A 22,282-nucleotide genomic window follows, 5' to 3' on the forward strand; every position below is an offset into this window, starting at 1 on the left:
ACTATAACGGTCCTAAGGTAGCGAAATTCCTTGTCGGGTAAGTTCCGACCTGCACGAATGGTGTAACCATGGCCACGCTGTCTCCACCCGAGACTCAGTGAAATTGAAATCGCAGTGAAGATGCTGTGTACCCGCGGCTAGACGGAAAGACCCCGTGAACCTTTACTACAGCTTGGCACTGAACATTGACCCTACATGTGTAGGATAGGTGGGAGGCTTTGAAGCACAGTCGCTAGATTGTGTGGAGCCGTCCTTGAAATACCACCCTTGTAGTGTTGATGTTCTAACATAGGCCCCTGAATCGGGGTTGTGGACAGTGCCTGGTGGGTAGTTTGACTGGGGCGGTCTCCTCCCAAAGAGTAACGGAGGAGCACGAAGGTTTGCTAAGTACGGTCGGACATCGTACGGTTAGTGTAATGGTAGAAGCAAGCTTAACTGCGAGACAGACACGTCGAGCAGGTACGAAAGTAGGTCATAGTGATCCGGTGGTTCTGAATGGAAGGGCCATCGCTCAACGGATAAAAGGTACTCCGGGGATAACAGGCTGATACCGCCCAAGAGTTCATATCGACGGCGGTGTTTGGCACCTCGATGTCGGCTCATCACATCCTGGGGCTGAAGTCGGTCCCAAGGGTATGGCTGTTCGCCATTTAAAGTGGTACGCGAGCTGGGTTTAGAACGTCGTGAGACAGTTCGGTCCCTATCTGCCGTGGGCGTTTGAGAATTGAGAGGGGCTGCTCCTAGTACGAGAGGACCGGAGTGGACGAACCGCTGGTGTTCGGGTTGTGATGCCAATTGCATTGCCCGGTAGCTACGTTCGGAATCGATAACCGCTGAAAGCATCTAAGCGGGAAGCGAGCCTCGAGATGAGTTCTCACTTTAACTTGAGTTAACTGAAGGGCCGTTGAAGACTACAACGTTGATAGGCGAGATGTGGAAGTGCTGTGAGGCATTAAGCTAACTCGTACTAATTACCCGTGAGGCTTAACCATACAACGCCAAAGTGGTTTAGACTCGTTAGAAGTTGAATAGTCTCTGAAAAAAGAGACAAATACTAAAGTAGACATTTACTTAAAAAAAGCTTTCCAGATTTAGATTTAAGACAAGCTCTTAAGTCAACCAGATTTGCTTGGTGACTATAGCGTTTTGGAACCACCTGACCCCATGCCGAACTCAGAAGTGAAACGAAACAGCGTCGATGATAGTGTGGGTTCGCCCATGTGAAAGTAGAACATCGCCAAGCTCCTAATTAAGTAAAAAGCCCGCTCAATGAGCGGGCTTTTTGCGTTCTGGGCTTATTGGATTAGAAGTTCCCTGAAGTAAGAGGTAAATGCTTCTCAGCCTACGAGTTCCTTTAATCTCGATAATTACCCCAACATTTTTGCTTCCCTTAATCCGCGTAGTTCTCAATCTCAGTAGGGAAAAACTGATTTCGTTACTTTTTATCGTAGACAGATTAGGAAAATTAGGTAGATTAATTTCGATAATGAGAAGAGTGTGGTTCTACGTGCCTTCGTTAAAAATATTAATAGCATTTTATCGCTTCAACGACGGCCACTGTTGTGAGCGTTTTTATTAAAGTAAGGGGGCTTATCTTGGTAAGGGGCTTATATAGCAAATTATCAATTTATAGTAACAGTAAGCGAGTTTTATAAAGTAGGTATGATATAAATGCTTACAATTATCGGGTGCTTAAATTATTTGTTACTCGCTTACAAACAGTGGTAGCAATTGCGTTAAACCATTTACTGTTTACGCTCAATTAATTTGCAAGTATTTGCGATACATAAAGTTTGCGGAGATGGATTATGTTCACACGTAGAAAAAGCATTAGTGCTTTCATTATATGTTTTTTCAAACTGCGTTATTTCATTCGCTAAAAATTCAACATCTTCTTGTTTACTATTTTTAATCGAGTAAATAGCAAACCGGCTTGGTCCGCCACATGCGCGTTCCCCAAAGCCAATTACTCTACATTGGTAAGTTGCATCGCAAGATTTGTCACTGATTACATTTTCAAGTGTTGATTCTGCATCGCTGATTGTATTAATCGGATTTGCTGGTGAGTTCGATTGGTTTAACTGGCAACCAGCTAAGAAATAGCAGGCTACAAAAAGTGATGAAAATCTGACAAGCTGCATACTTAAGTAATTCATGTTACTGAGATTGTTCAGCAATGTTAGCACAATATGCCAGTAAATATTAATGATTCACTTAATATAATAGTATTACTAATAAATAGTAAAGCTGTTAGATAATGCCTGTCATTGCTGATTTATAACGGCGTGACAAGTTCAGTTGGTGGCCATTTCTTAACGTTACTTGATAATCGCCACTGTCAGTTGGTTTTAGTTCTGATATATACTTTTTTCTAACTAATATACTGCGATGTATTCTGATGAAGCCCAGATTAGTTAGCTTGTTTTCCATAGCAGAGAGTGTTTCCCGATGCAGTACGGGCCTGTTTTCATTTTTCAAATATAGCTCAACATAGTTGCCAGCACCGCCAATCCAAATAATGTCGTTACAATCTATTATTTTAATTTTCCCAGCATCTTTAACGATTAAGGTCTTTTCTTGTTCTTGCAACTGTTCAATTAATGACTGTATGTTGTTTAATGGCAATTGAGGTTGATGACTTAAACGATTTGTTAATTTTTGAATACACTTTTCAAAACGCGTCGCATCACATGGAAATAAAATAAAGTCAGCAAAGTCGTATTCAAAAGCAAAGATTGCTTGGGCCTCTGAGTCGCCTAAGTAAACAATTTGAGTAAACTCAGGGCATTCAGCTTTTAATGTTTCAAGTGCGTTACTGTTTGGCAATAAATTATTATTAATAAATAGAACGTCGGCTTGCATTGTTTGTGAAATGCTTATTGCTTCTTGCCAATCAAATGCTAAAGCGATTGCTTCAAAATTTGGATAGTCTTTAAGTAGTGCTTTTAAAATAGATTTGTTGCTTTCTTTTTGATCGGCGATAACGAGACTGAACTTTTTCATTGTACAAGCTCCCTCTGAACAAATATTTCCTTATTCTGTCATTTTATTTCTCATCAGATAAGCCATATTGAGTAACAAAATGTTAGTGACTATTACCAATAAAGAGTCTGATAAATAAGTGATTGTTAATTTTATTTATTTTATGTTAGTGAAACTTTAATGATGGCCGTTTGAGTTGGTTTTTTTGCCGCTTACGTATTTCAGATGGTAACGAAATATAGGACTGATTACGTTAGATTCGATTGTATAAAAAATAATAATACGTAATATCCCAGGGAGAAACTCAATGGTTCAATTTAGAAAGTCAGTTTTAAAAATAGCCATTTCAACAGCGTTACTGTCGAGCTACAGCTTTGCAGCTACTGCAGCTGAAGAAACAGCTGAGAATCAAGTCGAAAGAATCGAAGTGACCGGTTCGCGAATTAAACGCACTGATATGGAAGGGGCTAACCCGGTCACAACGATTGACGCTGTCGCAATTAGCAAGATGAGTGTTAATAATGTTGGTGATTTATTACAAAACCTAACATCATCCGCAGGTGCAGCAGTTAATACGCAAACAAATAATGGTGGTGACTCAAGTACGCGCTTTTCACTTCGTGGTATCGGTGATGAAAGAACATTAGTTTTAATTAATGGACGCCGAGTCGTTGCAGGCGGTAATGGTGCTAATGCATCAGTGGATTTAAATACTATTCCTACTTCCGTTGTTAAACGTGTTGAAGTATTAAAAGATGGTGCATCTGCGACTTATGGTTCTGATGCAATTGCTGGTGTTGTAAACATTATTACTCGAAATGATTATGAAGGTTTCGAGTTAAAACTGAATGCTGGTCAAAGTGGCGAAAGTGATGCGGAAGCAAAAGGGATAGATTTAACCTTTGGTTCTGCAAGTGACCGCGGTAATGTTGTTGTAGCGCTTGGTTACAACGACCAAGGTGATGCGTTTCAAGGGGACAGAAGCTTTTCCGAATATGAGCTTCGCGCGTTCCCTGATGGATCAACACAGCGAGGTGGCTCATCAGCTCCACCATGGTCTAATGTCGATGGTGCTCCAGGTTCTGCAAATAATCCTGAAAACCCAAATGCAGATCAAAATGTAACCAGAGGGCCTGATTATGGCGATTGGCGACCATTTGATGGTGCGACTGATTCATACAACTATAACCCTGTAAATTACCTTCAAACTCCAAGCAAGCGTAAATATGCCAATGTATTTGCTAATTACCTGCTTGGTGAGTTTGGAGTACTTGGTGAGGTTAATTCATTTGCTGAAGTAAGTTATGTACAAACTGTAGGTAAGCGTTTAATTGCACCTGAGCCTCTCGCTCCATTAGTTTTCTTTAATACAGAGGCGCCTTATTCACCAAATAACTATTATAACGTCAAATATGGCCCAAAAGATGAAAATGGAAACTCTTACCAGATCAATGATTGGCGCCGTCGTATGGAAGATACCGGTGGTCGACTCAATATTCGAGACTATAAGACGTTTAGAACCGTAGTAGGCTTTAATGGCGTTTTCCAAAATGGTTGGGATTGGGAAATATCGTATAACTTTGGTCAAAGTGATTCGGTAGAACGTACCGAGGGTTATTTCAATCTTCAACGAGTAGGTGAAGCTGTCGGTCCAACAGGTTGGTTAGATGAAAATGGCTCATTAATTACGGATGCAAATGGTAATCCGGTTGTTGATGCTGCTAATGGCGCTCAATTAGTGTGTCTGAATTCAGAAAACACAGTGATTGATGGCTGCTTGCCTCTTAATATTTTTGGACAGCCTGGAACTGAAACAGGTATTACTCCTGAAATGTTGCAGTATATCTCAGGGGATTACAATACTGTTGAGCTTGGTCAAAACCGCCAAGAAGTGATTTCAGCTGTTGTGTCTGGTGACTTATTTGACCTACCAGCAGGGCCTGTTGGTTTTGCTGCTGGCTATGAGTATCGTAAAGAGTCTGGTTACTACAAACCTGACACGCTTATTTTGCAGGGTACAACAACGGCAGGTGATGCTGTAAGTACACAGGGCGGATATGACGTACAAGAAGTTTTTGGTGAAGTCGTTGTGCCTATTTTAGACGACGCCGCTTTTGCACATATGTTAGAGCTAAGTGCCGCAGTTCGTTATTCAGACTACAGTTCATTTGGCGATAATACCTCAGGCAAGATTGGTGTGAAATGGATGCCAGTTGATTCGTTATTACTTCGTACTACCGTATCAACTGCATTTAGAGCGCCAACTATTGATGATTTAGTTGGTGGTGCAGCTATTGGCTTCCCTGAGGCTGCTGACCCTTGTGATGCAAATACTTATGGTTCTGCAGAGGCTTACCAAGCAGTGAAAAACTCAGCAAACTGGGCCAACTGTGTTAACACAGGGGTACCTGAAATAGGCTATGACTCTGATGGTGTAGAACAAATACCAACAAATACCGGTGGCGCAGTAAACTGGGGTGGTGCGATAGAGCTTGAGCCAGAAGAAGCTGATGTACTGACAGTCGGTATGGTTTATACACCAGATTTTATTGAGAATTTATCCTTTAGTATTGATTACTGGGAAATTCAGTTAGATAACGCGCTATCTACAGTCGGTACACAAAGTGCACTAACTGGTTGCTTTGAAAATGGTGAGTACTGCGAGCGTATCAGACGATTTGCGCCTGACAGCCCTGCTTATGGTGGCATCATCACAGTAGATGATTACGCCGTTAACGTTGGTGGTATTGATACGTCGGGTGTTGATTTTGACATACGTTACACAATGGATTCTGATTTTGGTGAGTGGCGTTTCTCATTAGACGGTACTTATCTTCTTGAATATGACAAACACCTAGCGTCACAGACAATTGATCATGTTGGTCGGTTTGAAGTTAACCATGATGGTCATTTCGCTGAACTTAAAACTAACTTCACGGTTGGTTGGTCAATGGATGAGTGGGATGCGACCCTTACAACACGTTATATCGATGGTGTAACTGAAACAGAGAATGGATGGTGGACGGATCCATTTGAGCGCAGTGTAGAGTCGAATGTTGTAGTTGATATTCAAGGTAGTTATCTTGTAACAGATCATCTTACAGTCACTGCGGGTGTCGATAACCTATTCGACGAACAGCCGCCATTCGTTTATTCAGCATTTGGTGCAAATACAGATGTATCGACTTATGACATTATTGGTCGTTATATGTATTTACGCGCGGTCGTGAGTTTCTAAAAATATCTAAGGAATTGGGGTGAGGAATCACCCCTTTAAATAAGGAAGGTAAAATGCGTAAAAGTATTATATGTCTAGCAATTCCAATGTTATTTCTTATGGGCTGCGAATCATCGCAAGATATGTTTAAACGCCAAAAGGCGGCCAGTGTTGAACAAAATGAAATGCTTTATGAAGAACATGGTGTGCGATGTGAAATGATGTCTCGAACTGGCAGTAATCGTAAAACAAAAGTGTGTAGAACAATCGAACAGATTAAAAAAGATGAAGAAGTAGCACAGAATACGTTAAAACGATTGAGAAAACCTGAAATTACCCGTGATAATTAAACTTTCGGGGTTTATAGTAGTTTTTAAACCCCGTTTAAATATACAAATATGTTCACATAGTTTTAACACCTGTATCTTATTTTTTCAAAATGGTTATTTAAAAGCTTAAATTTGCCGCTCAACACTATCTTCGGTCCTTTTAAATAATTCCGTTGGAAATAATCTCCTAATGTAATTAGGTTGGGATTCGCGTATGACTTTGTCTGCGTAATCAAAATCCAGGGAGATTATTTTAATGAATACATTTAAAAAATCAGCGCTAAAAATAGCAATGACATCCGCGCTGTTTTCAGGAGTTTCATTCACAGCATCAGCTGCTGAAGAAAATCCATCAGTTCAAGAGATTGAACGTGTAGAAGTGACAGGTTCACGCATTCGTTCAGCAGAAGCACTTTCATCATCACCAATTCAAGTACTTTCAGGTGAAGATATTCAAAAGTCAGGTGTTATCAACCTGCAAGATTTACTTTTAGAAAACCCAGCTTTTGGTAGTCCAGCAATCAGCCGTACAAACTCAAACTTCAGTACTTCTGGCGGTGGTTTAGCGACTGTAGATTTACGCAACCTTGGCACTAACCGTACACTTGTACTAGTAAATGGCCGCCGTCATGTTGCAGGTCGTGCAGGTTCTACTGATGTAGACTTAAACGTTATTCCAACACAGTTTATCGAACGAGTTGAAGTGCTTACAGGTGGCGCATCATCTGTATATGGTTCTGATGCGGTAGCAGGTGTTGTTAACTTTGTACTTAAAAAAGAGTACGAAGGTATTGAATTCGATGGTCAATATGGCGAATCAGCTGAAGGTGATGACACAAGTAGCCAGTTCTCTGTAACAGCAGGTACTTCATCATCAGATGGCAAAGGTAATGTGATGTTCCACCTAGGTTATTCAGATCAGGGTGGTGTTTTCTCACGTGACCGCGATCGTTCTGCTGTTGACCAATTAGCAAATATTTATTTTGACCCAGAGAATCCTTCAGCAATCTTTGAGCCTAACCGTCCTTTCTTCTCATCATTCCCGCCGCAAGGTCGATTTGATGCAGGTGATACGCGTTATACTTATAATGCTAACAACCAACTACAGGCTGGTTTCTCTACAAATGGTAATGGTACCATTGGTCCGGATGGTTTTAACCGTTCAAACTACCGTACGATTGCAATTCCTACAGAGCGTTTCCTTTTCGCATCTAAAGGTCATTATGAGTTAAGTGACCAACATAAGTTCTTCTTTGAAGGTACCTATGCAGCGACTGAGTCAGACACTGAGCTTGAGCCATTCCCATTTGCATCTGATGATATTTATGCAAACGGTCGTGTACCAGTTGAATTTATGGTGAATGACCAGTTATTACGTTCAGCTTATATTCCTGATGAAATCTATAATTCTGCTACTGATACCGATGGCGATGGCATGAAAGATATTTTCTTCGCTAAACGTCTACTTGATATTGGTAACCGTGGTTATGTTGCTGAGCGTGATACATTCCGTTTTACGCTTGGTATGGAAGGCGAAATCTTTAATGATTGGTTCTACGATTTCCATTACACCTACGGTAAAACAAAAGATAACCAAGTTTCAGGTGGTTTAGTTAATGTACAAAACTTCCGCTATGCACTTGAATCTGTAATGGACTCTCAAGACATTGATGGTGATGGTATTACAGATGAAGCAATTTGTTTAGATGCAACAGCTCGCTCATTTAACTGTGCACCAATCAATATTTATGGCTTTAACTCAATCGATGCAGCGGCTGGCGCATATGTAAGTGCTCCAAGCATGCGTTCAGCATCAATTACCCAAAAAATTGTTGGCGGTAACGTTTCTGGTGAATTATTTGAATTACCAGCTGGTTATGTTGCGATGGCAGCCGGTTTTGAATACCGTGAAGAAGAGTCTTCAGCACAGTTTGATGCATTGCAACAGGCAGGCCTAAACGCGGGTAATGCTATTCCTGCAACTTTTGGTGAATTTGATGTATTGGAATTCTACGCTGAATTTGAAGTGCCAATTCTTGAATCATTAAATTTCAAAGGTGCTGTACGTAGTTCTGATTATTCTACTGTAGGTGGAACAATGAGCTGGAATGCTGGTTTCAACTGGCAGCCAATTGATAGCTTACGTTTCCGTGTAATTCAAGCACAATCAACGCGTGCACCTAACATTAATGAGTTATTCTCACCACCATCGCAAGACTTCCCATCTGGACTGATTGATCCTTGTGTTGGCGTAACAGCAGGTCAAAGTGATGCGCTAGGTCAAAATTGTTTAGCAAATCCTGGCGTTGCAGCAAACGTTGCAGCAAATGGTTCATTTACACTTAACCAGTCGGATATTCAAGGTGTGAGCGGCTTTAACCGTGGTAACCCTGAACTGAAAGAAGAAGTAGGTACTTCAACAACTGTAGGTATGGTGTTTACACCTGAGTTTGTTGAAGGGTTAGATATCACATTAGATTACTTCGATATTGAAATTGAAGATGCTATCGTATCTACACCTCGTCAGTTTATGCTTGACCAATGCTATGCATCAGGTAATCAAGAGTTCTGTGAATTTATTACTCGTCGTCCAACTGCTGCTGGTAATAACAGTGCAGGTTCTCTAGAGTTTATTGATACTGCTGTTTCTAACTCAGGTGGTCGTGGTACGGAAGGTGTAGATTTAACTTTAATCTATTCTGAAGAACTTGGTCCGGGTCAATTCCGTTCACGTTTAGCATATACATATTTGTTAGATGGTTGGGATATTCCTCTACCTGGTGCTGATAAAGATGAGTGGGCTGGAGAAGTTGGTGCATCAGAACATAAAGCATCACTAAATCTTGGCTACAATGTGAATGACTTTGATTTCACTTGGCGTATGACTTACATCGGCTCTGCTAGCTTAGATGACCAATGGTTAGCTGGTTTTGGTTTTGAAAAAGAGTCAGTGGGTATTGGTGCTGAGGTTTATCATGACCTACAAGCTTCTTACTATATTACTGAAAGTGTAGAAGTGTTTGGCGGTATCAATAATGCGTTTGATAATGAGCCTCCAGCAATCCTTACTGGTGTTGATGGAAGTGATACTGGTACTGAAACTGATGCCGGTACTTATGACCCAATTGGTCGTACATTCTACTTAGGTTTCCGTGCTAAGTTCTAATCAGTTTGAAATCTGATTTATCCTAAAAGGCTAACTCTCAGAGTTAGCCTTTTTCATTTTTATCTTGCGACACGAATACCTTGCGACTTATCACAAACTAGCTACTACCAATAAAAAGAGCTGGTATAAATAAAGCGTTTAGTAGTACTTATTTACAATTTAGGTGCAAATTAATAACTCTAATTGATGGAAACATATTATGAAAAAGATAATTTCAGTATCATTTCTTTTCTTTGTATTAGCAGGATGCAATTCAACAACAAACTATCAAGCAACAAAAGAAAAGTCAGATGTAGGTGAGAGCAACGCGCAGGTCACTCAAGTTAATTCTGAAGTTAGTAAAGGTGGTGCTATATGCAGACAGGAAAAAACAATAGGTTCAAATGTTAGACGTACTGTTTGTAGAACTAAAGCTCAAATAGAAGAAGAAAAGAAAGAAGCTGAACTTGCTCAAAGAGATATGCGTAGGCAGGTTGGAGGAGATATAAACTCCTCATTAAAGCGTGGTGCAGGAAATTAATGAATAGTTATTGTGACTAATTCACAGTTTGAAATAGTTTCGCCACTTATCCCCGAAACTATTCGTATTATCACTTTAAGCTAGAGACATAGGCGTCTAATAAGTAACATCTACTCATCGCCAATGGTATTTAGCATTGCGATTTTCTTTGGACCAAATGGGGGACTTATCCACCCCCCATTTTATTCCCTTCATTAATACTCTTGAGTATTAAGATTTCAGACTTCAGAATGTCTGCTAAACCCTAAACCCTAAACCCTAAACCCTAAACCCTAAACCCTAAACCCTAAACCCTAAACCCTAAACCCTAAACCCTAAACCCTAAACCCTAAACCCTAAACCCTAAACCCTAAACCCTAAACCCTAAACCCTAAACCCTAAACCCTAAACCCTAAACCCTAAACCCTAAACCCTAAACCCCCTAAACCCTAAACCCTAAACCCTAAACCCTGAACCCTGTCCGTATAAAAAAGTGTTGCATTTATCACCAGTATCACTATAATACGCAAACTTTCGAAATTGTAAGTTCACTTACATGTTTTGAAAGACTATAGAGGCTTGGATTTCAAGCCCATGAACAGGAACTCCGATTTGGAGTTCAAAGGTAAGATATAAGAAGATTGTCGCTTTCCAATTTTTTGGTTAAGTTGACGGTTTTTTTATGCTCTTTTTAAAATGCTCTTTTTATTGAGGTTTAATTAGAATGTCAAATCAACGCATTCGTATTCGCCTAAAAGCTTTTGACCACCGTTTGATTGACCAATCAACGTTGGAAATCGTGGAAACTGCTAAGCGCACTGGTGCTCAGGTTCGTGGTCCTATCCCACTACCTACACGCAAAGAGCGTTTCACTGTACTTGTTTCTCCGCACGTTAACAAAGACGCGCGTGATCAGTACGAAATCCGCACCCACAAACGTCTGATCGACATCGTAGAACCAACTGACAAGACTGTAGACGCACTTATGCGTTTAGACCTTGCTGCTGGTGTTGATGTTCAAATCAGCCTGGGTTAATCGGAAGATTAGAGAGGTTTTAGGAAAATGGCATTAGGTCTAGTCGGTCGTAAAGTGGGCATGACTCGTATCTTCACTGAAGATGGCGTTTCAATCCCAGTAACCGTTATCGAAGCGACGCCAAACCGTGTAACTCAGGTTAAATCTGAAGCTACTGACGGTTATAACGCGCTTCAAGTGACTGCAGGCGAGAAAAAAGCTAGCCGTGTAAACAAACCAGAAGCGGGTCACTTCGCTAAAGCTGGTGTTGAGGCTGGTCGTGGTCTGTGGGAATTCCGTCTATCTGGCGACGAAGGTGACTTCGAAGTTGGTAACGAAATTACTGTTGAAGTATTCAACGACGTTAAGAAAGTTGACGTAACTGGTACTTCTAAAGGTAAAGGCTTCCAAGGTGGTGTTAAGCGCTGGAACTTCAGCATGCAAGACGCTACTCACGGTAACTCATTATCTCACCGTGCTCCGGGTTCAATTGGTCAAAACCAATCACCTGGTAAAGTATTTAAAGGTAAGAAAATGGCCGGTCACATGGGTGCTGAGCGTGTAACGACTCAAAACCTAGAAGTTGTTCGTGTTGACGCTGAACGTGGTCTATTACTTGTTAAAGGTGCAGTACCTGGCGCAGTAAATGGCGACGTAATCGTTAAACCAGCTGTTAAAGCTTAAGTCCTGGAGATTTAGTGATGGAATTAACGTTAAAAGACGCATCAGGCGCTCTTGAGGTTTCCGAAGCTACTTTTGGTCGTGAGTTTAACGAAGCATTAGTACACCAAGTAGTTGTTGCTTACGCAGCAGGTGCTCGTCAAGGTACTAAAGCTCAGAAGACACGTTCTGAAGTAAGTGGCGGCGGTAAGAAACCATTTCGTCAAAAAGGTACTGGCCGTGCACGTGCTGGTACAATCCGCAGCCCAATCTGGCGCAGCGGTGGTGTGAGCTTTGCAGCTAAGCCGCAAGATCACAGCCAAAAAGTTAACCGTAAGATGTATCGCGGTGCGATTCAAAGCATCCTATCTGAACTAGTTCGTCAAGAGCGTTTAGTAGTTGTTGAAAACTTTGGTCTTGAAGCACCAAAGACTAAAGAACTAGTAAGCAAGCTTAAAGAGCTAGAGCTTAAAGATGTTCTAATCGTAACTGAAGAAGTTGATGAGAACCTATTCTTATCTGCACGTAACCTATACAAAGTAGACGTACGTGACGTTGCGGGCATTGACCCAGTAAGCTTAATTGCTTTCGATAAGGTTCTTATTACAGCTGCTGCTGTTAAGCAACTTGAGGAGGCATTAGCATGATCTCTGAAGAACGTTTATTAAAAGTTCTACGTGCTCCGCACATTTCTGAGAAAAGTACTATCAATGCTGAAGCTAACAACACTATCGTGTTCAAAGTAGCTAAAGACGCAACTAAAGCTGAAATTAAAGCAGCTGTAGAAAAACTTTTCGAAGTTGAAGTAACGGGTGTTCGTTCGCTTGTTGTTAAGGGTAAGAAAAAGCGCACTGGTATGCGTTTTGGTCAGCGTTCTGATTGGAAGAAAGCTTACGTTACTCTTAAAGAAGGCAGCGAATTAGACTTTGTCGGCGGCGCCGAGTAATTTAAGGAGTTAGCATTATGGCACTTCAAAAGTGTAAACCAACTTCTGCGGGTCGTCGTCACGTCGTTAAAGTGGTTAACCCTGATCTACACAAGGGTAAGCCATACGCTCCGCTACTAGAGAAAAACTCTAAATCAGGTGGTCGTAACAACAACGGTCGTATCACGGTTCGTCACATTGGTGGTGGTCATAAGCATCATTACCGTGTAATCGATTTCAAACGCACTAAAGACGGTATTCCGGCTAAAGTTGAGCGTTTAGAATACGATCCAAACCGTAGCGCAAACATCGCTCTTGTATTATATGCAGACGGTGAGCGTCGTTACATCATCGCACCTAAAGGCCTTAAAGCTGGTGATTCTATTCAGTCTGGTGTTGATGCACCAATCAAGACTGGTAACACATTACCAATGCGTAACATGCCTGTAGGTTCTACTGTTCACAACGTTGAGCTTAAGCCTGGTAAAGGTGCTCAAATCGCTCGTTCAGCGGGTGCATACGTTCAGATCCTTGCTCGTGAAGGTCAGTACGTAACACTTCGTCTACGTTCAGGCGAGATGCGTAAAGTTGAAGCGGATTGTCGCGCAACTTTAGGTGAAGTAGGTAACGCAGAACACATGCTTCGTTCACTAGGTAAAGCTGGTGCTAACCGTTGGCGTGGTGTTCGTCCTACAGTTCGTGGTGTTGCCATGAACCCAGTAGACCACCCACACGGTGGTGGTGAAGGTCGTACTTCTGGTGGTCGTCATCCTGTGTCTCCATGGGGTAAGCCTACCAAAGGTGCTAAGACACGTAAGAACAAGCGTACTGATAAATTTATCGTACGTCGTCGTACTAAGTAATAGTTGAGGAATTGCCATGCCACGTTCTCTCAAGAAGGGTCCATTCATTGACCTACACTTGCTGAAGAAGGTAGAGAAGGCGTTGGAAAGCGGTGACAAGAAGCCTATCAAGACTTGGAGCCGTCGTTCAATGATCATCCCTAATATGATCGGATTGACCATCGCTGTCCATAATGGTCGTCAGCACGTCCCTGTATTTGTTTCGGACGAAATGATCGGTCACAAACTAGGTGAATTTGCACCTACACGTACTTATCGCGGCCATGCTGCTGATAAGAAAGCTAAAAAGCGTTAATAGGGGAATATGATGGAAGCATTAGCTAAACACAAATTCGCCTCTGGTTCAGCGCAAAAAGCACGTTTAGTTGCAGATCAAGTCCGTGGACTACCTGTTGATCGCGCGCTAGAAATACTGGCGTACAGCCCTAAATCAGCGGCTGTTTTAGTTAAGAAAGTACTAGAGTCTGCTATTGCGAATGCAGAGCATAACGAAGGTGCTGACATTGATGAGCTTAAAGTGGCGAAAGTTTTTGTAGACGAAGGTCCTACAATGAAACGTATTCGTCCACGTGCTAAAGGTCGTGCAGATCGCATCCTTAAGCGTACTAGCCACATCACTGTTGTGGTTTCAGATAACTAGGAGATTAACTAATGGGACAAAAAGTACACCCTACTGGTATTCGCCTAGGTATCTCAAAACCTTGGGTATCTACTTGGTACGCGAATACAAAAGACTACTCTGAGACGCTATTTGGCGATCACAAAGTTCGCGCTTTCCTTACAAAGGAATTAAAAGCAGCTTCTGTGTCTAAAATCGTTATTGAACGTCCAGCGAAATCAATCCGTGTAACAATCCACACAGCTCGTCCTGGTGTTGTTATCGGTAAAAAAGGCGAAGACGTTGAAAAGCTACGTCAAGAAGTGACTAAACTTGCAGGTGTTCCGGCTCAGATCAATATTTCTGAAGTTCGTAAGCCTGAGTTAGATGCACAACTTGTAGCTGACAGCATCTCTTCACAGCTTGAGCGCCGTGTTATGTTCCGTCGTGCTATGAAGCGCGCGGTACAAAATGCAATGCGTCTAGGCGCTAAAGGTATTAAGGTTGAAGTTAGCGGTCGTTTAGGCGGCGCTGAAATCGCACGTTCTGAGTGGTACCGTGAAGGTCGTGTACCTCTACACACTCTACGTGCTGATATCGATTACGCAACTTCAGAAGCTTTAACTACTTACGGCATCATCGGTGTTAAAGTTTGGATCTTCAAAGGCGAAGTTATCGGTGGTCTTCCACTGAAACAAGAAGCTGAGAAGCCAGCTAAGCGTGCACCGAAAAAAGCTCGTAAAGCTAAGTAAGGGGTAGCGATCAATGTTACAGCCAAAACGTACAAAATTCCGTAAAATGCACAAAGGCCGCAACCGCGGTTTAGCGCAAAACGGTAACAAAGTTAGCTTCGGCTCATTCGGCCTTAAAGCGACTGGCCGTGGCCGTATGACTGCTCGTCAAATCGAAGCAGCTCGTCGTGCTATGACTCGTCACATCAAGCGTCAAGGTAAAATCTGGATCCGTGTGTTCCCAGATAAGCCAATTACAAACAAGCCGCTTGAAGTTCGTATGGGTAAAGGTAAAGGTAGCGTAGAATACTGGGTTGCTGAAATTCAGCCTGGTAAAGTACTTTACGAAATGGAAGGTGTTTCTGAAGAGCTTGCTCGTGAAGCATTTGACCTTGCAGCTCGTAAACTACCATTCAAGACAACATTCGTAACTCGGACGGTAATGTAATGAAAGCTAGCGAATTAAAAGACAAGAGCGTAGAAGAGCTAAACACTGAACTTCTAGAGCTTCTTCGTGAGCAGTTTAACCTGCGCATGCAAGCGAGCACTGGTCAGCTAGCTCAGTCTCATTTACTACGTAAAGTACGTCGCGATATCGCGCGTGTTAAAACGGTTATCAACCAGAAGGCAGGTGCATAATGAGCGATAAAATCCGTACTCTACAAGGTCGCGTAGTTAGTGACAAGATGGACAAGTCTATCGTTGTTGCTATTGAACGTCAGGTGAAGCACCCAATCTATGGTAAATTCATCAAGCGTACTACTAAGCTACACGCACATGATGAGAACAACACTGCTAAAGTAGGCAACACAGTTACTATTCGTGAGTGTGCTCCTATTTCTAAGAACAAATCTTGGACTTTAGTTGACGTTGTTTCTGCTTAATTTTTATTAATTAAGCGAACGCTAAAAACCCCGGCCTCGGCTGGGGTTTTTTACGTTTAAAGTAAAATTAATTTGATAACAGGTGAAGCACCACTCTTAAAACCGAGCGTTTAATTTATTTAGCATACTAGAAAGCTACATACATATAATGAGAAGGCTACTTCTAGAAGTTGCACCTGAGAGTGTTAAATATTAACTAGTATTGTGGGTAAGTTTGTGACAACAATTACTGCTTACTGCTTACTGCTTACTGCTTACTGCTTACTGCTTACTGCTTACTGCTTACTGCTTACTGCTTACTGCTTACTGCTTACTGCTTACTGCTTACTTACGATTTCTTACATTGTTTAGACTTTGTTCGCTGAACTTTATACTTTCGCTAGACTCCTAACATATTAATAATAAATAAATTTTTAAGGTATTGCTGTGCGTTCAAAGCAAATGGCATTGCTAGCGTCTATTACCGTGCACTTTGTTCTTGGCTACTTGCTGGTAACTCAAACATTCAAACAACCAAGTTCAAAGCAGGAAGCTTCTCTTAAAACCTACATCATACCTGTCGCGCAGCAGCGAAAAATTCTGGCTGAAATGAGGAAATCAAAAACTAAGGAAGAGTCTGATCATAAACAAGATAAAGCATCTGAAAACATCATCAAAAATACAGTCGTAGAAAAGGTGAAAAAAGTTGCTGAAGTTAAAGAAACACCAATATTAAGACGAACTGAAAAAGTCTTGGAAAGCGTTCCTAAAACTCAGAAAAAAGCTCCTGAAATCACATCTAAAGCGATTAAGTTCAATCGTTATAAGAGTTTTGAGAGTATAATTAAAAAAGAACAGCAAGCTTATTTTAAATCGCAACAATTCAATAATCAGATAAGCCAACGGAAAGTCAAAATTAAGCCGTCGCAAAAATATCAAGAGCTAGTAAATGGCCAAGCTGAAGTTGTTGCTGGCAGAGTAACCTCACCACGTAAGACGATAAAATATAAAGGTAAGTGTTATCTTGTTGATAGCAGTTCTGAAATGGGCAGTATGGATATGCCGTCATCATCGGGTTTTCCCTGCCCTGGAGAAAAGTCAGATAATGAAATTTTGCTGAAAAATTCGTTGGATAAGTATTTAAAGAAAAGATAGAAGGGACTCTAGTGAAATACTGTGTGATTTTTTTCGCATTACTAATAAGTGTCGGGTGTTCATCTGGCTTGCATCAGCGTGACATCAGAGAGTGTCGAGAAAATGCGTTTCAAAACCAAACTTTGCCTATGGCTGTGATAGAGGCGCAATATAATGATTGTCTAAGCGAGAAAAAAGAAATACAGGCAGCAGAGCGGCAAATGACGCTAATGGAAAATGTATTTGAGATCATGCTAGATATCTTTGGTGTAAAAGAGTCTGATTAGTTTTTGCCGAAAACGCATTTTAATTTTTAAGACCGCTTTAATTATCTAGAACAATAAATTTTAGCCTTTACTCATTAATCACTTACCTTCTCCGACGACTAAATATATTTCTCGGCCCTTAAGTTTATCCGGATAGAATGGGTATGTCTGATTGCAGGATATTTACTTAACCTGAACTAGGGTTAAGAAGTTAACTGTACATATGAAAGATATTAGTTTTGTTGTTTACTGCCTTCTAGCTTGATATTTTTTCTTAGTACAAGGCAAATGTGCGCGTCAATAGCGAGCCTATTGAAAACCAATTTAACGCAGTAATAAGTAAAAGTGTCTGCTAGAAAGTAATTTATTATCCTAGTTCAGGTTACCTAGTGTTTTATTAAAATATGTGCTCAATAAAATTGGCGTATTGTCAGCTATGTACCTCAAGGTAAATTAATTCTATTTGCGTGAACCTTTACGATAACGCTTACGTCTTGTTAATTGAACAATTTATTTTTGGAAGTTTGAATGAATCAAGCACAGGAAGATTTGTTGGTTCTTGCCGCACAATCGGGTAATTCAGAAGCGTTCACGTTTCTGTGCAAAAATTATCAACAAGGCGTTACTCGTTTTGCGTATAAGTTGTGTAGCGACCCTCAAATTGTTCAAGACGCGGTTCAGAATGCCTGGTTAAAGTTAGCAAAAAACCTTCACAAACTAAAAGATCCAAGAGCATTTAAAAGTTGGTTGTTTAAAACAGTTCGCTGGAGTGTTTATGATCTAATGCGAGCCGCAAAGCGAGATAAAGAGATCATCGAAAACGATATAGATGTGGTTGATATCGTCGCATCAACTAAATCTGAAAGCCTAGATATCGCATCGTTGATAGAACAGCTTCCAGAGATAGATAAGCAGGTTATACATTTATTCTATTTGGAAGAAATGCAATTGACACAGATAGCTGAGGTATTAGAAGTGCCATTGGGTACAGTTAAATCAAGGTTATTCCGTGCCAGAAAAGCGTTACAAAAGAGTGTAGAGGAAAAGTAAGATGAATATTGATGAGAAAATTTTAAAACGCTTAGAATCGGACTCAGCAGAAATTGACCGTATTTTAGCGACTGAGAATAATGGCTTAGGATCACTGTTAAAGGCAGGGCTTAAAGGTGCAATGAGGCCATGGTTTATATTGGTTAATGTATTAGTGCTTGTGAACTTTGTGGCGCTTATATATTTGGCTTATCAATTTTTTACGCAACCTGTAGATGCACAAATTTTCTGGGGAGTGTTAGCTCTTTTTAGTTTTCAATTTCATATAGCGGCGAAGAGCTGGCTATATAATGAAATGAATCGTAGTAGCTTAACAAGAGAAATAAAGCGACTTGAAGTGGCGATTACAGAATTAAGAAAGTCATCAGTAACGGTGGATTAAGCAATGCAAAAACTTAATGAATTGATTTTAATTCTATTGTTAATGATTAGGTTGATTTTAGAGCTTATTCTTTCATAAAAATAATGCTTTATAACAAGAAAAAGCCAGCTAATAGCTGGCTTTTTTTAATTAAGGAGAATGACTTAATTAAAGTTTTGGACCAGCCGCTACAAGCGCCTTGCCGTTTTCTGTATCAGTGAACTTATCAAAGTTATCAACAAAACGTTGAGCAAGGTCTGTTGCTTTGTCTGTCCATACGCTTGCATCTTCGTAAGTGTTACGCGGATCAAGAATGTCGCCTTCTACACCTTCAAGTGACTTAGGTACTTCAAGGTTAAATAGTGGTACGATTTCAGTTTCAGCATTATCGATAGAGCCATCTAAGATTGCATCAATGATTGCGCGCGTTGCTTTAATTGAAATACGTTTACCTGTGCCGTTCCAACCAGTGTTTACTAGGTATGCTTCAGCGCCAGCAGCTTCCATACGCTTCTGTAGTACTTCTGCATATTGTGTTGGGTGAAGTGATAAGAACGCAGCACCGAAACAGCTTGAAAACGTAGGAGTTGGTTCAGTAATACCACGCTCAGTACCCGCTAGCTTCGCAGTGAAACCCGATAGGAAGTAGTATTGTGTTTGCTCAGGCGTTAACTTAGCTACTGGTGGCAGTACACCAAACGCGTCAGCAGTTAGGAAGATAACTTTCTTCGCATGACCAGCTTTAGAAACTGGCTTAACAATGTTGTCAATGTGGTGAATTGGGTAAGAAACACGTGTGTTTTCAGTTGTTGAGTTATCGTCAAAATCAATTTTGCCGTTTTCATCAACAGATACGTTTTCTAATAATGCATCACGACGGATTGCATTGTAGATGTCAGGTTCATTTTCTTTGCTTAGGTTAATTGTTTTCGCGTAACAACCACCTTCAAAGTTAAATACGCCGTTGTCATCCCAACCGTGCTCGTCATCACCAATAAGCTCGCGCTTAGGATCGGTTGAAAGTGTTGTTTTACCAGTACCAGAAAGACCGAAGAAAATTGCAACGTCGCCATCTTTACCAACGTTAGCGCTACAGTGCATTGATGCGATACCTTTAAGTGGTAGGTAGTAGTTCATCATTGAGAACATACCTTTTTTCATTTCACCGCCGTACCAAGTACCACCGATAAGTTGGATTTTCTCAGTAAGGTTAAATGCAACGAAGTTTTCAGAGTTAAGACCCTGTTCTTGCCACTTGTCATTGGTAGTTTTCGCGCCATTCATTACGATGAAGTCAGGCTCGTAATCTTTTAGCTCTTCTTCAGAAGGGCGGATGAACATGTTTTTAACGAAATGTGCTTGCCACGCTACTTCCGTAACAAAACGTACTTTAAGGCGTGTGTCTTCATTTGCACCGCAGAAAGTGTCAACTACGAAAAGACGCTTGCCAGAAAGCTGCTTAGTCACTAACCCTTTCAGGTGTGACCAAGTTTCAGGAGTCATTGGTTTGTTGTCGTTTTTACCTTGATCAGACCACCACACAGTGTCAGCTGAGGTTTCATCACGTACGATGTACTTATCTTTTGGTGAACGACCGGTAAAGATACCAGTTTTCACGTTAACTGCGCCTAATTCAGTTTCGACACCTTTGTCATAACCTTCAAGGCCCGCTTTAGTTTCTTCCGCAAAAAGTAACTCGTAAGATGGATTGTGAACAATTTCTGAAACATCGTGAATGCCATATTGCGACAAATCAATCGAGTTTTCTAAAGCTGACATAGTTTAAACACTCCTAGGGGTTTTGAACGGGTAGTAAAAAATAAAATCGAATAAAATTCGAGCGTCAATTCTATCGTAATAATAGTGTAAAACCAAAGCTGAAACCCCCGATTTTTCTGGGATTTATGTACTTTTTTTCATGATACCGGTGTCATTTATAAATACTGATTATGCGTTATATAAATGACACCGCTGTCATTTTTTCTGTTGGATTTTACATCTCTTTAAATAGGGTTTTGGGTAAGAGAAATTTGACTATTTTGATGCGTTTTGAGAAAAGTATTTGAAAAAGGCGTGTTAGAGAATAAAAAAGCAGGTATTGCACCTGCTTTTTGAGTATTTAGCTTAGTTAAAGATATTTTCAATATCACGCTTATTGAATTGATACTCTTTTAAACAATATTGGCAGTTAATTTTAATTGCGCCTTGTTCTTTGGCATCTTCAAGTAATACATCTTTACCCACGTTCACGATCGCGTTGGCAATTTTATCTCGACTACAACCGCAGCGGAAGCTAACCGGCTGAGGATCAAATAAGCGCGGGTTATCTTCGTGATAAAGTCGTGTTAATACTGTATGGCCATCAAGGTTCAATAACTCTTCGTCTTTGATGGTATTTGTTAAGGCTTCTAAATGCGTGAAGTCTTCTTCGGCTTTTTCTTTATTTACTGGCAATACTTGTAGCAGCATTCCTGAGCACTTTTCTTGCTCAGTGTCTGTGCTAATCCACATACGGGTGCGAAGTTGCTCAGATTGCTGGAAATATTGTTCTAAACATTCAGCTAGGCTATTTGATACTAACGGAACGATACCTTGGTAGCGCTCACCTTTTAGCGGTGTAATTGTAATAACCATATGTCCTTTACCAATTAGGTTAAGCACACCTGGATCTGTTATTTCGCCTTGAATACGAGCAATGCCACGCATATTCTGCTGGTGGTCACCATTGATAACGGCATACTTTACCGGACCATCACCTTGTAGTTGAACGGCAATGTCACCTTCAAACTTCAGCGTTGCTGTGAGCAAACTGGTTGCTACTAGTAATTCACCGATTAGCTGTTTCACTTCGTTTGGATAGTTGTGGTTTTCGACAATTTCAGAGAAGGTTTGATCGAGTTGAACTAATTCACCACGTACATCATGATTTTCAAAAATATATCTGTGTAATAAATCTTGCATTGGTTAAATACCTTGTTTCAAGCTAAATGCTTGAGAAATATTAACTGTGTTTAAACTTAATAAGTTCGCGACGCTGTTTTTTATCCGGGCGATTTTCAGGGCTCGGAGAGAAAAAGGCGTTGTTTTTACGTGCCCATGCGTTTTCTTCACGCTTGCTAACACTTTCTTGTGTTTCTTTATATAAGGTCTGGGCAACGGGAGCACCACGTCTTTGATCACTTATTTTTTCAATGGTGACAACTTTTTCATCAAAGCCTTGGGAGAGCTTAATACTTGCACCTAACTCAACAATTTTACTTGGTTTACATCGTTGACCATTATAGTGCACTTTGCCCCCCAAGATCATTTCTCGAGCGATAGCGCGTGTCTTGTAAAAGCGAGCAGCCCAAAGCCATTTATCTAACCTAACGGCGAGTGTTGCGCTTTGATTTAAAGTGTCTGTAGAATTTTGTTTTTTACTCATGGAGTGAGTGAATAACTGCATTGAAAAGTGTGTGAAATATACCACAAATGCGAATGGAGACAAAATTGATACATTTATTTACCAAATTTAGAGACACTGTGAAATGCAGTCAGTGACACAGAATTGTCATCTTTACAGTGTAAATTCCAGCCACTTTCCAGTTTACCTGCTTGTTGTAGTAAAGCTGACAGGTTAAGAT

Annotated in this window: 24 protein-coding genes and 2 rRNA genes (1 of these 26 running past the window's edge); 21 read left to right on the plus strand and 5 right to left on the minus strand. The window is 40.8% G+C overall.

The window, feature by feature from the left end; all coding sequences use genetic code 11:
- A 23S ribosomal RNA gene (locus OM33_RS04335) occupies positions 1-992 on the plus strand (it extends 1,889 nt beyond the left edge of the window).
- A 136-nt stretch (positions 993-1,128) separates the two neighbouring features.
- A 5S ribosomal RNA gene (gene rrf, locus OM33_RS04340) occupies positions 1,129-1,243 on the plus strand.
- A gap of 502 nt (positions 1,244-1,745) precedes the next feature.
- On the opposite strand, the gene OM33_RS04345 is transcribed toward rrf, so the two are convergent.
- Both OM33_RS04345 and OM33_RS04350 read right to left on the minus strand, forming a co-directional pair.
- Complete coding sequence (locus OM33_RS04345; RefSeq protein WP_038643006.1) at positions 1,746-2,141, minus strand: hypothetical protein; 396 nt, start codon at positions 2,139-2,141, stop codon at positions 1,746-1,748.
- Between the two features lie 109 nt (positions 2,142-2,250).
- Entirely contained in the window at positions 2,251-3,003 is a 753-nt protein-coding gene (locus OM33_RS04350; protein WP_038639177.1) for a LytR/AlgR family response regulator transcription factor, read from the minus strand.
- A gap of 286 nt (positions 3,004-3,289) precedes the next feature.
- Here OM33_RS04350 and OM33_RS04355 point away from each other — a divergent pair, with 286 nt between their 5' ends.
- The 19 genes from OM33_RS04355 (at position 3,290) to OM33_RS04445 (ending at position 18,680) form a co-directional block, all read left to right on the plus strand.
- Positions 3,290-6,220, plus strand: coding sequence for a TonB-dependent receptor plug domain-containing protein (locus OM33_RS04355; RefSeq protein ID WP_038639180.1), 2,931 nt, complete (start codon positions 3,290-3,292; stop codon positions 6,218-6,220).
- Between the two features lie 53 nt (positions 6,221-6,273).
- Positions 6,274-6,549, plus strand: a complete 276-nt coding sequence (locus OM33_RS04360; RefSeq protein WP_038639183.1) for a hypothetical protein — start codon at positions 6,274-6,276, stop codon at positions 6,547-6,549.
- A gap of 235 nt (positions 6,550-6,784) precedes the next feature.
- The gene (locus OM33_RS04365) at positions 6,785-9,694 is read left to right on the plus strand and encodes a TonB-dependent receptor plug domain-containing protein (RefSeq protein WP_038639186.1); all 2,910 of its coding nucleotides are present in this window, start codon (positions 6,785-6,787) and stop codon (positions 9,692-9,694) included.
- 199 nt (positions 9,695-9,893) lie between these two features.
- Positions 9,894-10,214: a hypothetical protein gene (locus tag OM33_RS04370; RefSeq protein WP_038639189.1), complete on the plus strand. Its 321-nt coding sequence runs from the start codon at positions 9,894-9,896 to the stop codon at positions 10,212-10,214.
- 703 nt (positions 10,215-10,917) lie between these two features.
- Positions 10,918-11,229, plus strand: a complete 312-nt coding sequence (gene rpsJ / locus OM33_RS04375) for a 30S ribosomal protein S10 (protein ID WP_010561274.1) — start codon at positions 10,918-10,920, stop codon at positions 11,227-11,229.
- 27 nt (positions 11,230-11,256) lie between these two features.
- Positions 11,257-11,892: a 50S ribosomal protein L3 gene (gene rplC / locus OM33_RS04380; protein ID WP_038639192.1), complete on the plus strand. Its 636-nt coding sequence runs from the start codon at positions 11,257-11,259 to the stop codon at positions 11,890-11,892.
- Between the two features lie 17 nt (positions 11,893-11,909).
- Positions 11,910-12,515: a 50S ribosomal protein L4 gene (rplD, locus tag OM33_RS04385; protein ID WP_010561272.1), complete on the plus strand. Its 606-nt coding sequence runs from the start codon at positions 11,910-11,912 to the stop codon at positions 12,513-12,515.
- Positions 12,512-12,814 carry a 50S ribosomal protein L23 gene (rplW, locus tag OM33_RS04390; RefSeq protein WP_010561271.1) on the plus strand — a complete coding sequence of 101 codons (303 nt, stop codon included), beginning with the start codon at positions 12,512-12,514 and terminating at the stop codon, positions 12,812-12,814. Before rplD ends, rplW begins: the two co-directional genes overlap by 4 nt.
- A 17-nt stretch (positions 12,815-12,831) precedes the next feature.
- A complete protein-coding gene (gene rplB / locus OM33_RS04395; protein WP_038639195.1) occupies positions 12,832-13,656 on the plus strand; it encodes a 50S ribosomal protein L2 in 825 nt (274 codons plus the stop codon).
- Positions 13,657-13,672: 16 nt separating this feature from the next.
- Entirely contained in the window at positions 13,673-13,951 is a 279-nt protein-coding gene (gene rpsS / locus OM33_RS04400) for a 30S ribosomal protein S19 (protein ID WP_010561269.1), read from the plus strand.
- Positions 13,952-13,963: 12 nt separating this feature from the next.
- Positions 13,964-14,296 carry a 50S ribosomal protein L22 gene (rplV, locus tag OM33_RS04405; protein WP_010561268.1) on the plus strand — a complete coding sequence of 111 codons (333 nt, stop codon included), beginning with the start codon at positions 13,964-13,966 and terminating at the stop codon, positions 14,294-14,296.
- 11 nt (positions 14,297-14,307) lie between these two features.
- Positions 14,308-15,006 carry a 30S ribosomal protein S3 gene (gene rpsC, locus OM33_RS04410; RefSeq protein ID WP_038639200.1) on the plus strand — a complete coding sequence of 233 codons (699 nt, stop codon included), beginning with the start codon at positions 14,308-14,310 and terminating at the stop codon, positions 15,004-15,006.
- Between the two features lie 13 nt (positions 15,007-15,019).
- The gene (gene rplP, locus OM33_RS04415) at positions 15,020-15,433 is read left to right on the plus strand and encodes a 50S ribosomal protein L16 (protein WP_010561266.1); all 414 of its coding nucleotides are present in this window, start codon (positions 15,020-15,022) and stop codon (positions 15,431-15,433) included.
- Positions 15,433-15,624, plus strand: a complete 192-nt coding sequence (rpmC, locus tag OM33_RS04420) for a 50S ribosomal protein L29 (protein WP_010561265.1) — start codon at positions 15,433-15,435, stop codon at positions 15,622-15,624. Before rplP ends, rpmC begins: the two co-directional genes overlap by 1 nt.
- Positions 15,624-15,869 carry a 30S ribosomal protein S17 gene (rpsQ, locus tag OM33_RS04425; protein ID WP_038639203.1) on the plus strand — a complete coding sequence of 82 codons (246 nt, stop codon included), beginning with the start codon at positions 15,624-15,626 and terminating at the stop codon, positions 15,867-15,869. The genes rpmC and rpsQ overlap by 1 nt, the downstream gene beginning before the upstream one ends.
- Before the next feature lie 426 nt (positions 15,870-16,295).
- On the plus strand, positions 16,296-17,003 hold the full coding sequence (locus tag OM33_RS04430; protein WP_199922503.1) for a hypothetical protein: 708 nt from the start codon (positions 16,296-16,298) through the stop codon (positions 17,001-17,003).
- Between the two features lie 11 nt (positions 17,004-17,014).
- Positions 17,015-17,269, plus strand: coding sequence for a hypothetical protein (locus tag OM33_RS04435; RefSeq protein WP_038639209.1), 255 nt, complete (start codon positions 17,015-17,017; stop codon positions 17,267-17,269).
- 507 nt (positions 17,270-17,776) lie between these two features.
- Positions 17,777-18,298, plus strand: a complete 522-nt coding sequence (locus OM33_RS04440; RefSeq protein ID WP_038639213.1) for an RNA polymerase sigma factor — start codon at positions 17,777-17,779, stop codon at positions 18,296-18,298.
- A 1-nt stretch (position 18,299) separates the two neighbouring features.
- Positions 18,300-18,680, plus strand: coding sequence for a DUF6768 family protein (locus OM33_RS04445; protein WP_038639216.1), 381 nt, complete (start codon positions 18,300-18,302; stop codon positions 18,678-18,680).
- 147 nt (positions 18,681-18,827) lie between these two features.
- Here the strand turns inward: OM33_RS04445 and pckA are convergent, their stop codons facing one another.
- From pckA to hslR, 3 genes are all read right to left on the minus strand, one after another.
- Positions 18,828-20,438, minus strand: coding sequence for a phosphoenolpyruvate carboxykinase (ATP) (gene pckA / locus OM33_RS04450; protein WP_038639221.1), 1,611 nt, complete (start codon positions 20,436-20,438; stop codon positions 18,828-18,830).
- Between the two features lie 345 nt (positions 20,439-20,783).
- Positions 20,784-21,620: an Hsp33 family molecular chaperone HslO gene (gene hslO, locus OM33_RS04455; RefSeq protein ID WP_038639224.1), complete on the minus strand. Its 837-nt coding sequence runs from the start codon at positions 21,618-21,620 to the stop codon at positions 20,784-20,786.
- A 40-nt stretch (positions 21,621-21,660) separates the two neighbouring features.
- Positions 21,661-22,083: a ribosome-associated heat shock protein Hsp15 gene (hslR, locus tag OM33_RS04460; RefSeq protein WP_038639227.1), complete on the minus strand. Its 423-nt coding sequence runs from the start codon at positions 22,081-22,083 to the stop codon at positions 21,661-21,663.
- Positions 22,084-22,282: the final 199 nt, after the last annotated feature.

The sequence above is a fragment of the Pseudoalteromonas piratica genome (genome assembly GCF_000788395.1).
Classification (GTDB): Bacteria; Pseudomonadota; Gammaproteobacteria; order Enterobacterales; family Alteromonadaceae; genus Pseudoalteromonas; species Pseudoalteromonas piratica.

Coding starts and splice junctions, on each gene's coding strand:
- rpsS (WP_010561269.1), top strand. CDS start 13,673: ATGCCACGTTCTCTCAAGAAGGGTCCATTCATTGACCTACACTTGCTG.
- rplB (WP_038639195.1), top strand. CDS start 12,832: ATGGCACTTCAAAAGTGTAAACCAACTTCTGCGGGTCGTCGTCACGTC.
- hslO (WP_038639224.1), bottom strand. CDS start 21,620: ATGCAAGATTTATTACACAGATATATTTTTGAAAATCATGATGTACGT.
- hslR (WP_038639227.1), bottom strand. CDS start 22,083: ATGAGTAAAAAACAAAATTCTACAGACACTTTAAATCAAAGCGCAACA.
- OM33_RS04360 (WP_038639183.1), top strand. CDS start 6,274: ATGCGTAAAAGTATTATATGTCTAGCAATTCCAATGTTATTTCTTATG.
- OM33_RS04345 (WP_038643006.1), bottom strand. CDS start 2,141: ATGCAGCTTGTCAGATTTTCATCACTTTTTGTAGCCTGCTATTTCTTA.
- rpsJ (WP_010561274.1), top strand. CDS start 10,918: ATGTCAAATCAACGCATTCGTATTCGCCTAAAAGCTTTTGACCACCGT.
- rplC (WP_038639192.1), top strand. CDS start 11,257: ATGGCATTAGGTCTAGTCGGTCGTAAAGTGGGCATGACTCGTATCTTC.
- rpmC (WP_010561265.1), top strand. CDS start 15,433: ATGAAAGCTAGCGAATTAAAAGACAAGAGCGTAGAAGAGCTAAACACT.
- rplD (WP_010561272.1), top strand. CDS start 11,910: ATGGAATTAACGTTAAAAGACGCATCAGGCGCTCTTGAGGTTTCCGAA.
- OM33_RS04350 (WP_038639177.1), bottom strand. CDS start 3,003: ATGAAAAAGTTCAGTCTCGTTATCGCCGATCAAAAAGAAAGCAACAAA.
- OM33_RS04355 (WP_038639180.1), top strand. CDS start 3,290: ATGGTTCAATTTAGAAAGTCAGTTTTAAAAATAGCCATTTCAACAGCG.
- OM33_RS04445 (WP_038639216.1), top strand. CDS start 18,300: ATGAATATTGATGAGAAAATTTTAAAACGCTTAGAATCGGACTCAGCA.
- rplP (WP_010561266.1), top strand. CDS start 15,020: ATGTTACAGCCAAAACGTACAAAATTCCGTAAAATGCACAAAGGCCGC.
- OM33_RS04440 (WP_038639213.1), top strand. CDS start 17,777: ATGAATCAAGCACAGGAAGATTTGTTGGTTCTTGCCGCACAATCGGGT.
- pckA (WP_038639221.1), bottom strand. CDS start 20,438: ATGTCAGCTTTAGAAAACTCGATTGATTTGTCGCAATATGGCATTCAC.
- rpsQ (WP_038639203.1), top strand. CDS start 15,624: ATGAGCGATAAAATCCGTACTCTACAAGGTCGCGTAGTTAGTGACAAG.
- rplV (WP_010561268.1), top strand. CDS start 13,964: ATGGAAGCATTAGCTAAACACAAATTCGCCTCTGGTTCAGCGCAAAAA.
- rpsC (WP_038639200.1), top strand. CDS start 14,308: ATGGGACAAAAAGTACACCCTACTGGTATTCGCCTAGGTATCTCAAAA.
- OM33_RS04370 (WP_038639189.1), top strand. CDS start 9,894: ATGAAAAAGATAATTTCAGTATCATTTCTTTTCTTTGTATTAGCAGGA.
- rplW (WP_010561271.1), top strand. CDS start 12,512: ATGATCTCTGAAGAACGTTTATTAAAAGTTCTACGTGCTCCGCACATT.
- OM33_RS04365 (WP_038639186.1), top strand. CDS start 6,785: ATGAATACATTTAAAAAATCAGCGCTAAAAATAGCAATGACATCCGCG.